Origin of the sequence: Bacteroides sp. GD17, assembly GCF_038448625.1 — a bacterium.
Taxonomy (GTDB): domain Bacteria; phylum Bacteroidota; class Bacteroidia; order Bacteroidales; family Bacteroidaceae; genus Bacteroides.
In genome coordinates this window covers 398,419-412,417 of record NZ_JBCEZS010000002.1, presented here as the reverse complement: position 1 = coordinate 412,417, position 13,999 = coordinate 398,419, and the positions used below count along the sequence as shown (strand labels likewise).

General features: G+C 51.3%; 8 protein-coding genes. 5 read left to right on the top strand and 3 right to left on the bottom strand.

Annotated elements, in window-relative coordinates:
- Positions 1-32: 32 nt before the first annotated feature.
- The gene (locus AAE250_RS04935; RefSeq protein WP_294599059.1) at positions 33-773 is read right to left on the bottom strand and encodes a hypothetical protein; all 741 of its coding nucleotides are present in this window, start codon (positions 771-773) and stop codon (positions 33-35) included.
- The gene (locus AAE250_RS04930; protein WP_294599062.1) at positions 748-1,554 is read right to left on the bottom strand and encodes a metallophosphoesterase family protein; all 807 of its coding nucleotides are present in this window, start codon (positions 1,552-1,554) and stop codon (positions 748-750) included. Before AAE250_RS04930 ends, AAE250_RS04935 begins: the two co-directional genes overlap by 26 nt.
- A 290-nt stretch (positions 1,555-1,844) precedes the next feature.
- On the opposite strand from AAE250_RS04930, the gene AAE250_RS04925 reads away from it, so the two are divergent.
- Genes AAE250_RS04925 through AAE250_RS04905 form a run of 5 tightly spaced genes read left to right on the top strand, consistent with a single transcriptional unit; the run spans position 1,845 to position 11,956 of the window.
- Positions 1,845-4,163, top strand: coding sequence for an ABC transporter permease (locus tag AAE250_RS04925; protein ID WP_294599064.1), 2,319 nt, complete (start codon positions 1,845-1,847; stop codon positions 4,161-4,163).
- A 28-nt stretch (positions 4,164-4,191) separates the two neighbouring features.
- Positions 4,192-4,875: an ABC transporter ATP-binding protein gene (locus AAE250_RS04920; RefSeq protein ID WP_294599066.1), complete on the top strand. Its 684-nt coding sequence runs from the start codon at positions 4,192-4,194 to the stop codon at positions 4,873-4,875.
- Between the two features lie 43 nt (positions 4,876-4,918).
- The gene (locus AAE250_RS04915) at positions 4,919-7,276 is read left to right on the top strand and encodes an ABC transporter permease (protein ID WP_294599070.1); all 2,358 of its coding nucleotides are present in this window, start codon (positions 4,919-4,921) and stop codon (positions 7,274-7,276) included.
- A gap of 13 nt (positions 7,277-7,289) precedes the next feature.
- On the top strand, positions 7,290-9,626 hold the full coding sequence (locus tag AAE250_RS04910) for an ABC transporter permease (RefSeq protein ID WP_294599073.1): 2,337 nt from the start codon (positions 7,290-7,292) through the stop codon (positions 9,624-9,626).
- A 32-nt stretch (positions 9,627-9,658) separates the two neighbouring features.
- Positions 9,659-11,956, top strand: a complete 2,298-nt coding sequence (locus AAE250_RS04905) for an ABC transporter permease (RefSeq protein WP_294599075.1) — start codon at positions 9,659-9,661, stop codon at positions 11,954-11,956.
- A 678-nt stretch (positions 11,957-12,634) separates the two neighbouring features.
- Here the strand turns inward: AAE250_RS04905 and AAE250_RS04900 are convergent.
- On the bottom strand, positions 12,635-13,990 hold the full coding sequence (locus AAE250_RS04900; RefSeq protein WP_294599078.1) for an MATE family efflux transporter: 1,356 nt from the start codon (positions 13,988-13,990) through the stop codon (positions 12,635-12,637).
- Positions 13,991-13,999 lie beyond the last annotated feature (9 nt).

Genomic DNA, 13,999 nt, shown 5'->3' with positions numbered 1-13,999 from the left:
TCCGTACGGAAACGGAAGAAAAAGTAAAATCATTATAATAATTGCAGCTTGATTCCGAACGACAGACTCAGATAATCTTTCGGCTTGAGATATTTGTTCGTAAAGGCGCTGACGACGTATAAGTCGCATGTGCTTATCTCATAGAAGAAAGTGATTGCTTTGGCTGTGAACCGTCTTCTAGGGTCGATGTCGTACGTGATGCGCTGCCCCAGAAAGGCGTGGATGCGCACTTTGGACGAGAAACCGTAGTAGCCTTTCGGATAGCGTTCCGGTTCGTGCGTCCAGAATTCATCTCCGAACACCGTATTCAGATACATGCCGCAAGCCAACGGCTCTACGGAGAACTGCCGGCCAAGGTCAAGACTCCAAGGCATATAATTCTGTTTCAGAGTAAACGTCAGTTTGGTACGCTTAGACTGGTATTGGGGAAGCACTCCGAGGAGGATATCTGTTTCCCATTGGTTCCGTTTCCCGTAATCCCATCCCGTACCGAAGGAAAGCAGTCCCATATTACCGGCAAACTGGATTTTGGTATGCGTCGGGATAAGCACCTCCCAGTGCTTGCGGTAACGGTGTACGCGGCGGTCGTAACGGCTGGGGCGCACTTCACTTTCAACTACTTTTCCCGTTTGACGGCTCATCCATACGGTATCATGTTTCACCACGACAATGGTATCGGGTGTGGTTTGTGCAAGGATAGAAAAAGGTAATGCCAGGAAGAGGACTGCGGTATACCTCAGCCGATTTTTAATAGTATACCACTTCGCGCTCATAACCGTCGGGTGTTATCGTGAATATATAGTAACTGCGATTTTTCATGCAATCACTCATGTAGTACATCACTCCGTCTTCAAAAGTGTCTTCTTCGTAAAGATGGTGTTCATGGGCGGCTGTACAGAACTGTAATCCCGGGAATTCGGTAACATAGCGTTCGAAGACGCGCACTACATTATTGTTGAATTCATAGCAGTACGGACGTACATGCATGGACACGACGGTCTTGTCGAACTCATCTCGTCGGTCGCTTATCTGGTCGGCAATAAACTCAAAGTCGGGGATAGGACGGGAGTAGTCGTACTCGATGGCATTGGTGTTGAGGCAGACAAACTTGATTCGTCCGGCGATGAAAGAGAAGTTCGTCTCACCAAAGACGGCACGATAGGTTTCTTCGCCGGTGCCGATGCAGTCGTGGTTGCCGATAATCACTACATAGGGCACTTTGAGCTTGTTCATGATGTCCCGTTGCCAGAGGAATTCATTGGTTACGCCAAAGTCGCTGACGTCGCCTCCGTGGATGACGAAATCAATATCATCCCGTTTATTGAGGTGGTTTACGAAGTCTACTGTTTCATCGTACCAGCGTTGTGAGTCGCCCATTGTGACGAAGCGGATTGTAGTTTTGTCTTTGCAGTTCCTCTCTATCTTTTCGATGTTATGGGCATTGACATTAGTTTCCCCGCTGATACGTACATCGTAAGGATGATAGTCTATCAGGTCGCAACTGCCCATGAGCAGGCAGAGGAACGAGGGGAATAGGAATTTGGATAGTTTCATATATATGTATAGTATTCGTTTGGCATTGATTAGTGAAAAACTTCGGGCAAAGATAGAGTTTTCATTTGATTAAAGACTTGCTTAAATCTCCTTTTTTTTGTTCTTGGGGGGCGAACTTATAGTTTCCACATGGAGAAAGGATGTCTAATTCTTGGACAGCAGTGTCTAATTATTAGACACTGTCGCTGAAACTTGCTTTCGCTTATCCGTTGATAATCAGTGATGTTTGTGCTTTGGCACGTTTTCTGCATTATTAAAGCAGGAAGATGTATATAATAACTATAAACGATATGAAACAACTCTATTATGTAATTCAGACTTTGCTGCGTGGACGCGGCTCCAACATTATCAAAGTCATATCACTGGGATTGGGACTGACGATGAGCATCCTGCTGTTCTCGCGCGTAGCCTACGAGCAGAGCTTCGACAAGTGCTTCAATGACACTGACAATCTGTACCAGATATGGTCGGTATTCACTACTAACGGCGAGAAGCACGAGCCTTCGCAGATGAACTGCGGTCCCGTGGCAGGTGCCATTCTCGAAAACTTCCCTAAGGAAGTGGAGGCTGCTACCAGTATAGGGCGATGGCTGGTATCGAATCCTCTTTATAACGGCAGTGTTCGTTTCGACGATCAGAAGGTAGCTGCCGACTCGCTCTTCTTCCGTACCATGGGTATCGAAGTATTGAGCGGTGACCCTGAACGGGACTTGATTCAGCCCGATGTCATCTTCCTGAGCGAACGCTTCGCAAAGAAGATCTTCGGTGGTGAGAACCCGGTTGGGAAGGTGCTCAGTTACGACCATCAGATAGACTTGACTGTGAGAGGTACGTATGCTACTTTGCCCGACAACGCTACCATGCGTCCCGAAGCTGTTATCTCCCTGCCTACGGCTTGGAGCCGCCACCTGGAGGGTAACTATTCATGGAGCGGGGGAGACAGCTGGGTAGAATACATCCGCTTCCGCGAAGGGGCTGACCGTTCGGTAGTGAACAAGCGCATTGACGCAATGATCGATAAGTATCGTCCGGCAGAAGATAAGAAAGAGTTCGGCTATACTGCCTTCGTACAACCTATCCGCGACACCTATCGCGGATACGAAGATGTACGCCGCATGACGAACATCATGAGCATCCTGGGCTTGGCCATTCTCTTTATTGCCGCCCTCAACTATGTGCTTATTTCCATTTCCTCCCTGAGCTATCGTGCCAAGTCGGTAGGTGTGCACAAATGCAGTGGTGCCAATGGCGGTACCATCTTCGGGATGTTCCTGCTGGAGACAGCCTTGATCATTCTGGGCGCCTTGCTGCTGATGGCGATGCTGCTACTCAATTTCCGTGATGTTGTAGAAGACACTACAGTGGCGAAGCTCTCCATGCTGTTTGCACCGGAACGTATCTGGGTACCGATTGCGGTAGTGGCAGCATTGTTTGTGGTGGGCGGTGTATTGCCGGGGCGTTTGTTTGCGCGCATTCCTGTGTCACAGGTATTCCGCCGTTATTCCGAGGGTAAGAAGGGGTGGAAGCGCCCGTTGCTTTTCGTCCAGTTTGCCGGTGTTGCTTTCATCTGCGGGCTGATGTGTGTGGTGATGGCGCAATATCAGTATGTGCTGAACAAAGATATGGGTTATAATCCCAAGGGACTGGTTTGCGGCGAGCTTTATTTAGATGAAGAGGCTGGACGGGATGCCGCTTATCAGTTCTTCAAAGGACTGCCCTACGTGGAAGCTGTCAGCAGTGCCGAGGGAACGCCTATCTACGGCTATAGCGGTAACTTTATCAACGATGAGGCGGGCAACTCGCTTTTCTCTACGCGCTACTGTTACTATATGCGCGAAGATTTTCCGGCACTGATGGGTATGATCTTCAAGGCGGGACGCATGGCACGCACCAAGGATGAAGTCGTGGTGAACGAAACCTTTGCCAAACTGATGCGCTGGGGTAACGATGTAGTGGGACGCACCATCAACGTGGGAGGGGACAATTATAAAGTGACCGGATTACTGAATGACTTCCAGATAGGAACTTTCACCAGCGAGAAGAAACCCTTCATGGCAGTGGGCAACAAAGCTTTCTACGGCGCTGTGCACATCCGTCTGAAAGAGCCTTTTGCCGACAATCTTCAAAAACTGAGTAAGGCGGCGAAAGAGGCATTCCCCGACAAGACTATCGACTTCGGAGATTACGAGAAGGTGATTGCAGGGCAATACAACAGTGTCCGCGTATTCCGCAATGCCACGCTGATGGCAGCGGTAACAATGTTCTTCGTCATGCTGATGGGCTTGATAGGATACACCACCGACGAAGTGCGCCGCCGCAGCAAGGAGATTGCTATCCGCAAGGTGAACGGGGCAGAAGCATCAGGTATCCTGGAAATGCTGTCCAAAGATGTGCTTATCGTAGCAGCTCCGGCAGTGATTATCGGTACGGTAGCGGCGTGGTACGTCAACGGAATTTGGATGGATCAGTTTGCCGAGCGCATTTCGCTCAGTCCGGCAGTCTACCTGCTGGTGGTGATAGCCAACCTGGCGGTAATCGTGGGCTGCGTGCTTTGGAAGAGCTGGAGGATAGCGAATGAAAATCCGGTGAGTAGTATTAAGAGCGAATAATTTAGTAACAATATAAACCATAAACATCATGATTGAAATTAACAACATCAGTAAAGTGTTCCGTACTTCAGAAGTAGAAACAGTAGCATTGAACCACGTAAACCTCGAAGTGAAAGAGGGAGAATTTGTAGCTATAATGGGACCGTCCGGTTGCGGAAAGTCTACCTTGCTGAACATCCTCGGCCTGCTGGATAATCCTACGGAGGGCAGTTATAAGATACTGGGGCAGGAAGTGGCCGATTTGAAAGAGAAGGAGCGTACCCGCGTACGCAAGGGCAAGCTGGGCTTTGTGTTCCAGAGCTTCAACCTGATAGACGAACTGAATGTCTACGAAAATGTAGAGCTTCCGTTGACGTATCTCGGCGTGAAGGCAAGTGAGCGCAAACGCATGGTAGAAGATATCCTGAAGCGTATGAACATCAGCCACCGTGCCAAGCACTTTCCGCAACAGCTCTCCGGTGGTCAGCAGCAGCGTGTGGCCATAGCCCGTGCAGTGGTAACGAACCCCAAGCTGATACTTGCCGATGAGCCTACCGGTAACCTGGACTCCAAGAACGGTGCCGAGGTAATGAGCCTGCTGACGGAGCTGAACAAGGAAGGTACTACCATCATCATGGTGACCCACTCTCAGCACGATGCCTCTTTTGCCCACCGCACGGTACATCTGTTCGATGGTAGCGTGGTGGCAAGTGTGGCTTCGCAAGATTTATAATGAGCATTTAAAAGAACGATAACGGGTATTTAAAAGAACCGACATGAGACAATTCTATTACACACTACAAACATTGCTCCGCGGACGTGGAGGAAACCTGGTTAAGTTGACGTCACTGACCTTGGGACTGCTGGTGGGCATTTTGCTCTTCTCGCAGATCATTTATGAACTGAACTACGACACTTTCTACAAAGACCATGATCGGCTCGTTATGTTCGGTACTCGCAATGTCTCCAGTGAAGGCATTGCCGGCGATTGGGAGTACGATACCTTCCGTCCGGCTGCTGCGGCTGTAGCCGAGTCATTTCCCGATCTGGTGGAGTGTGCCACACCTGTGTTCTTCTGGTATCACCCCGATCTTTACATTGACGACAAGAAGTTGGAAGAAACTCAAGTCATCTATGGCGATACCCTCTACTTCCGCACTATGGGCATCGAAGTGCTGAGCGGTGACCCGCAACTGCTGGCACAAGATGGCAATGCCTTCCTCTCAAAGAGCAAGGCACGTGAACTTTTCGGTAGCGAGAATCCTATAGGGAAGACGTTCAACATGGACAAACGTCAGGACATTACCGTGCGGGGAGTTTATCAGGATGTGCCTGGAAACACCTCTTTCCCCAGCAATATCCTTGTTTCCCTGCCCACTGTCGAGAAGTACTTCGGGCAAGGCAGCTGGAGCCAGAACGACATCTATATGATTTATGTCCGCTTGCGTCATGCCGATGATTTGGAGAAAGTGAATGAACGCGTCACCGAAGCCGTAGGACACTACACTCCGGTGAAAGACCTTTATAACGGAGGAAGTATGGAATGCCAGGTGATACCTGTGACTGATTTTTATTTCACCAGTTCGGACAATGTGCGGCGTATCGTCATTCTGTTTGTACTGGGCTTTTCCATCTTCTTTGTATCCGGCATGAACTATGTGCTGGCAGCCATTGCCACTATCGGGCGGCGTGCCAAGATGGTAGGCGTGCACAAGTGTTGCGGTGCAGATTCGGGACATGTCATGGGGATGTTTCTTTGGGAGACGGGCTTGATGATGATGCTTTCCATCATTTGCAGTCTTCTGTTGATGTACTTGTTCAGCGATCCTATCAAGGAGATGCTGGGATTGTCCCGGTTGGGGGAACTCTTCACGTGGCAGACGTTGTGGGTGCCGGTTCTGACGGTTGTCTTGCTCTTTCTGATAGCAGGTGTGTTGCCGGGGCAGATGTTTGCCCGTATTCCGGTGACGCAAGTGTTCCGCCGCTACACCGACGACAAACGTTCCTGGAAGCGTGGCTTGTTGTTTGTACAGTTTCTGGGCATAGCGTTTATCTCGGGAATGCTGCTTACCAGCGCGCATCAGTACCACGATTTGATGACACGCGATATCGGCTTCAACTCCGACCGCCTGGCTGTGGGAAAGGCTTCGGCAGGTTTCGGACCATACGGCTCGGATGAGTTTATAAAAGGTGCGCAGCAGGTGGCCGATGCACTTCTCCGCCAACCCTACGTGGAGGCTGTGGGCTGCAGTGAACAGAACCTGCTGGAGCATTACTCTTCGCAGCCGGTAGAAGCGGAGGGAGGAAACAAACGCTCGGTGATACATTTTCAATATTTCGTCAAGGGTTTTCCCGAAGCCGTGGGGCTGGAACTCGTGGAGGGCCGTTGGCCGCAGAACGAGGGGGAGGCACTGGTGAACGAGAACATGGTGAAGGAATTGAATTGGGACGATCAGGTGATAGGTCGTGAGTGTCTGCGTGCCCATCGTGGTGGAGGCAGTTCCGACCGTGCCAAGGTAGTGGGCGTAGTACGTGACGTGCGCAACATGGGCTTCTTCTCCGGGAAGACTTGTGTGGCTTTCATCCTCGACCCCGCACTCAGTGCCACTTTCCATGTGCGCCTCAAGGAGCCGCAACACGACAATCTGCTACGTCTGAATGATTTCGTGAAACAGGTTTATCCCAAGCTCGGCCTTGCCTTTCTCAGTTATGAAGATGTACGCAGTGACAGTAATGCCTCGGTGCTGCGCTTCCGTAACACGGTCTATATGACTTCCGGCTGTATCCTGCTTATTGTCCTGCTGGGGTTGATAGGTTACATCAGTGACGAAACGCAGCGGCGCAGCAAGGAGATTGCCGTCCGCAAGGTGAACGGGGCGGAGGCTGCTTCCATTCTGCATCTGCTCTCCATCGGCATCCTGAAGGTGGCGCTCGGTGCAGTAGTGATAGGCATTGCTTCGGCCTGGTATGTCTCCGGCATTTGGATGGAGCAGTTCCCGGACAGTACGTTGCTTTCACCGCTTTGGTTTATCCTGCTGGGATTGTTGTTGCTGGTACTGATTGTGCTGGTGGTAGTAGTCAAGGCCTGGCGCATTGCCAATGAGAATCCGGTAAAGAGTATCAAGAGCGAATAATGAGATAACGACCATGAGACAATTATACTACGCCATTCAGACGCTGATCCGTGGACGTGACAGCAACATCACCAAGATACTCTCCCTCACGGTAGGGCTGTTTATCGGGATTCTGCTGTTCGCCTGCATCGCTTTTCAGTTGAGCTTCAATAACTTCTTCCGTGAGCCGCAACAGCTCTACGTGACGTATCTGACCAATATACTGAACGGAGTGCCTGACGAAGGTTTTCCCGACACTTACGGTACGCTTTCGGCCGCCTTGCGCGAGAACTTTCCGCAAGAGGTGGAAGATGCCACCACAATTCGCGACGTTGCTCCGTTGGTGTACTACCACGACGGCAAGCGCCTGGTAGAAGAGTGCATCTACGGAGACGACCATTCGTTTTCTACCCTGGGGATTCGTGTACTGGCAGGACGTCCCGAAGAACTGCTGAAGGAAGATGCCGTATTCATCTCCCGCTCTATGGCGCAACGGATAGGAGTAGGCGAGAATCTTTCCGATGCCATCGGGCAGACGCTCTACTACAACCGTACCCAGCCGTTCAATGTGCGCGGTGTGTTCGAGGATCTACCTGAGAATACGGATATACGTTTTGACGTGGTAAACTCCATGAGTTGGTACTGGAATGCCAACCGTGCCGGCTGGGGATTCGACATGAGCTACTATTCTATCGTCCGCTTCCGCCATCCCGATGCAGATGCCGCCACTGTGGAGGCACGCCTGCCCGACATGTTGCGCAAGTATATGCCCGACTTCAACAAGGATGCTGCCGACCGCTGGGAGCTTTCCTTCCGTCCTTTGTCGGACTATCATACTCAAGACCCTACCGTCCATACGATGATCGTGGTGATGCTTGTCCTTGCCGTTGCCATCTTGCTGCTGGCGGCGTTCAACTATGTGCTTATCTCCATTTCTTCGATGGCACGGCGTGCCAAGGCGGTGGGGGTACACAAGTGCAGCGGTGCTACCGGTGGCAATGTCTTTTCGATGTTTCTGCTGGAGACGGCGATGATCGTGCTCTTCTCCATCTTCCTGGTGGGGCTGCTGATGTACAACTTCCGCGACTTTGTGGAAGAGACGGTGGCAGCACGGCTGGGATCGCTCTTCAGCCTGCAGACGCTGTGGGTGCCTGCACTGGTGGTGTTGCTGGTATTTTTGCTGGCAGGTGTGTTGCCGGCATGGTTGCTCTCGTCGGTACCCGTCACGCAAGTATTCCGCCGCTACACGGAGCGGAAGACGTCGTGGAAGCGGCCACTGCTCTTCATCCAGTTTGTAGGGGTGACGTTTATATTGGGATTCCTTGTGGTGGTGGTGGCGCAATATCACAGGGTGACCAGCCGCAGTCTGGGTTACGATCCTACCGGCGTGGCAGTGTGCTGGGCGCAGATAGACAGCGATTACGACAATACCAGCCGTACCTTCCGCAACTTGCCGATGGTAGCGGATTACAGCGCTGCTGCGCAGACCATCTGCGAAGGATATAGCGGCGATACGTTCGAGGCAGAGAGCGGTCGCAAGGTCAATGTACGCCTGGATTGGGTAGCCCCCGGCTTCGTGCCGATGATGGGCATCCGCATCTTGCAGGGGCATAACTTCTCCGGTACGGGCATCAACGGCAGCCGCTACACCGACCACAACGAGGCGCTGGTGAACGAAGAATTTGTCCGCCAAGCAGGACTGACGGGCGACGTCGTAGGCAGCATCATCAGCTGGCACGACTACAAGATGACCATCATCGGTGTGATGGCCGACTTTGCCGTCCGCAGCGCTTACGACCCACAGCCCCCCGTGGTGCTGGTGCAGAGGATGAATATGGCCATGACGCATTACGTCCGCCTGAAACCGCCCTTTGCCGAAAACCTGAAGTTGCTTAACGAACGGACGTTGGAGATGTTTCCGGCCAAAGACATCGTCTTCTCCTCCCTTGAACGGGAACTGAAGGACCAGTACGTCGAAGTCCGTCGTTTCCGCAACATCGCGATACTGGCCACCATCTCCATTTTCCTTGTTACTCTGATGGGGCTGCTGGGCTACGTGAACGACGAGATACGCCGTCGCAGCAAGGAGATAGCCATCCGCAAGGTGAACGGGGCCACGGCACGAGACATCATCCGCCTGCTCTCTCGCGACATAGCCTGGACGGCAATTCCTGCCGTGCTCCTGGGCTGCGGATTCGCCTATTTCTTCGGATTACGTTGGTTGGAGAGTTTTGCCGACCAGGCCCGTCCGGGGATGCTGCTCTTTGCAGGTGTGGCGCTGCTGGTGCTGCTGGTCATTGCCGTTTGCGTGGTGTTCAGGACTTGGAGGATAGCCAACGAAAATCCGGTGAAGAGTATCAAGAGCGAATAAGAAAAAGATTTCTAATAAAAAAACAGGATGCTATGAGACACATTTACTATGCCTTTCAAACACTGCTACGCGGACATGGTTCCAATATCATCAAGATTCTGTCATTGGCATTTGGTCTGCTGATGTCCGTCTTCCTCTTTGCCCGCATCGCTTTCGAACTGAATTTCGATAACTTCTATCACGAGTCGGACAAGCTCTACCTGGTGATGACCGGATGGATGGAGGACGGCGTGCTGAGGGGAGGATATGGAGACTACACCGTCCACTCCATCCCCGGAGCTGTTGCCGAAGAGTTTCCGGACGAAGTGCAGAGCGCTACTACCTGCTTTACCTTCGGTGGGAAAAGGCTGAAGCTGGGCAACCGCAAGTTCGAAGTGCCCATGGTCATGGCAGACACTCTTTACTTCGCTACCTTGGGACTGCCGGTGCTCGAAGGCGATCCGCAGGAGCTTGCCAATCCCGATGTGATATTTCTTTCGAAGAGCGTGGCACGGAGAATCTTCGGTAGCGAGAACCCGATAGGACAGACGCTGAACTACGGGGGTGAGGAGATACCGATGCTCGTCAAGGGGATTTATGCCGATGTGCCGCTGAATACGGTGCTGAATCCTCATCCCGATGCCATCGTCTCTTTCTCCAGCATAGAGCGCCACAACTGGGCTCGGCTGGGATGGAACAGTGGCGGTAACTTCCAAGGCTATCTCCGACTGCGTTCCCGGCAGGATGCCGAAGCGCTGAACGAACGGATGACGGCTGCCGTTGCCCGTCACATCCCCGGTGACAGCAAGCTGGAACTGGCCGTGAGGATCTTTCCCGTCAAAGATATACACTTAAGGAGTCCACAGGTGAAGAAGATGATTGGGATCATGTTCTTCCTGGGCATCGTGCTGCTCTTTACCACGGCACTGAACTATGTGCTTGTTTCCGTTTCCTCGCTGACGCAGCGTGCCAAGGCCATCGGCGTGCACAAGTGCAGCGGTGCGTCGGGACGCAGCATCTTCTCCATGTTTATGGTAGAGACGGCGGCAGTGATAGTGCTGGCGCTGCTGGTAATAGGATTCATGGTATATGTCTTTCATGATAAGATGGAAGAATTGGCAGCCATTCCGCTTGCCACACTCTTCGACTGGCAGAATCTGTGGGCACCGCTGGCTGTGGTTGCTGTATTGTTCCTGTTGGGAGGCTGCCTGCCGGGCATGCTGTTTTCGCGTATTCCCGTCACGCAGGTGTTTCGCCGCTACACGTCGGGGCGCAGGGGATGGAAGCGGGTGCTGCTGTTTGTGCAGTTCATTGGTGCGGCGTTTATCCTGGGCATGATGTTGGTGGTCTGTGCGCAATACCAATATGTCACGAAGCGCGACCGTGGTTTCCGTCCGGAGCGTGTGGCATCCCTTTTCCAGCGTATGGAAAACCCCGACCAGCTGCGCAGCGTAGTGGGCAATCTGCCTTATGTTGAGGCAGTGGCATCTGCCGGAGGAACAATGACCGGCTTCAGGGCACAGTACATACTGACGGACAACCAGGGCAACAAACTCTTCAGTCCCCGCAACAGTACGTTCGACAAAGATTTCCTTTCCTTCATCGGCTTGAAGCTGGAAGCAGGGAACAACCTGACGGGCGAAGGTCAGCTGCTCGTCAACCGTCCCTTTGTGGAACAGATGAAATGGACGGGTAGCGGTGTGGGCGAACAAGTGAAAGATCATGGCACAGTGGTAGGTGTGCTCAGCACTTTCGCCTTTGCCACAGGACCGGACGATAGGGAGCCGGTGATGATAGAGTGGGAGGGCGGAACGGCCAGCAACTTGCACGTTCGCCTCAAAGAGCCGATGGACGATAACCTGGCGCGCCTGAACGAGGAGATGAAGAAGTTGTATCCGCAGGAAGAGAATCTCATATTCATCTCATTGGAGGCGGAGATGCGCAGCTTTGCAGAGTCGGTACGCGTGTTTCGCGACGTCACACTGCTGGCATCCATCACGATACTTTTCATTATCCTGATGGGGCTGGTAGGGTATGTGAACGATGAAGTCCGCCTGCGCTCCAAGGAGATTGCCATCCGCAAGGTGAACGGGGCAGAGGTGGGCAGTGTGTTGCGTCTGTTGTCACGAGACGTGCTGTGGCTGGCGGTTCCGGCGGTGGCGCTGGGTACTTTCGGAGCGACACGGGGCGGAGAGAGCTGGGTCAGCCAGTTTTCTGATGCCAGGCCTATGCCGGTGATGGGCTATGTGGCGATGGGTGTCTTCCTGTTGTTGTTTATCCTGGCTTGCGTGGTGATGAAAGCGTGGCGCATTGCCAATGAGAATCCGGTGAAGAGTATCAAGAATGAATAAAGCCTTTGTATCGCGCAGGGACAAGTAATGTGCTGCCTTGGAACAAATAATGTGCTGATGCAAAACAAATAATGTGCTGATGGGGGACAAGTAATGTTCTACTGAGGATGTGATGTTGATTGTATAGTATTATTATTGAAAATAATGTGAAAGAGGGGTCAACATAGGTTCAGGTTCACTATGACCCCTCTCTGGGACTCTTTAAGTGAGGTGTGAAATTTGTAATGTTTTGATATTTAATGGACTATGTAGAATGGTCTTCTTCTTGTTGACTCGAAAAACTTCAAAGTCTGTTCTCTTAGATTTTAAAAAGTAAAAATATGAATGTAAGTATATTTGGTTTTATCAACAGACGGGGAATTAAAAGGCTGACAGAAGAATTTATTTTAGACAAAAGAACATAAGAACAAAAGAAAGAAACATCTTAAATATGTTCTTTTGTTCTTATGTCTTAAAATATAATTTGTAATTTTATCTCTTATATTTACATCGTTTTTAAAAGTGGGCTAAAAAGAAGGGTCAAAGTGAACCTGACCCTAACCTGACCCCTATATTGGCAAATTCTGTTTGCTAACTTTTTGTTGTATAGCGCTTTAATTGCATTTGTGGAAATATATTATGCAACCGATTTTAATGAGGGAGTGCTGTAAATCTTAAATCACTTATTTTGAAAATACTTTATATCTGTGTAAGCGGTGTTAACCTCTTCAGCTTCTTTACATATATCCACAGTGCCACCACTGCCGTAATAAATGCAAAGATGTCCGATACCGGCATGCACATCCAGATCCCATCCAACCCCCAGTAATGGGGGAAAATCAGCAGTCCCGGCAGCAGATAGAGCAACTGGCGGGTCAGTGAAAGGAAGATACTGATTTTGGCTTTTCCTATGCTCTGGAAGAAATTGCTTATCACAATCTGAGCACCCACCAGCGGGAAGATGGCTACGCAGATGCGTACACCCCGGGCAGCAAGATTGATCAGCTGGTCATCGCCGGTGAATATGGCAGACACGGCATGTGGAAACAGTTCGCAGATGATGAACCCGGTACTGGTGATGCAGACACCGGTAATGATGCCCAGCCGTAAGGTAGCCTTCACACGATCGTGCTTCTGCGCACCGAAGTTATAGCCTACGATAGGCTGCATGCCCATCGTCAATCCCAGCACAATCATTACGTATAGCGTAAGCAGGCGGTTGATGATTCCGTAGGCGCCGATGGCCATGTCGCCGCCATGCTCCTGCAAACTGTTGTTTATGATAATCACAATGGCGCAGGCACATACGTTCATCAGGAAGGGAGACATACCGATGGAGAGGATATTGCCGATGATGCGCTTCTTCATTCTCCAGAACCCATGCTGCAAGCGTACGATGCTCGTCTTTTGGAGGAAGTGACTTATCACCCACACCATGCCGATGAACTGCGAAATGACCGTAGCCGTAGCTGCACCACGGATGCCCCAGTCGAACTGGAAGATAAAGATAGGAGCCAGGATGATGTTGCAGACTACCGTTACCATCGACGTCAGCATCGCTTTCTTGGGATAGCCCGTGGCACGCATGATGTTGTTCAGTCCGATCATGGTATAGGTAACGGGTGTGCCCAGCAGAATCACCTGCATAAAGTCGCGTGCATAGGGCAGCGTGTCTTTGCTGGCACCGAAGAAGCGCAGGATGTCATCCAGAAACAGAAATGAAACAGTACCGAATACTACGGCATTGATGAGGCAGAACATCAGCGTATTTCCCAACACCTCGTTGGCACCGTCCATATCTTTCTGCCCCAGCCGGATGGACGAAATAGTAGATCCGCCTGCCGATACGATCGTACAGAAAGCCACTACCAGGTTCATCAGCGGGAAGGTGATGGCAAGTCCGGCAATACCCATGGCACCTACACCGTGACCGATGAAGATGCTGTCGATAATGTTATACAAAGAAGTGATTGTCATCGCAATGATGGCGGGGATGGAGTACTGCAGAAGCAGTTTGCCAATGCGTTCGGTGCCTAAAATGTGCGGGTTGTTCATCTGTCAAGA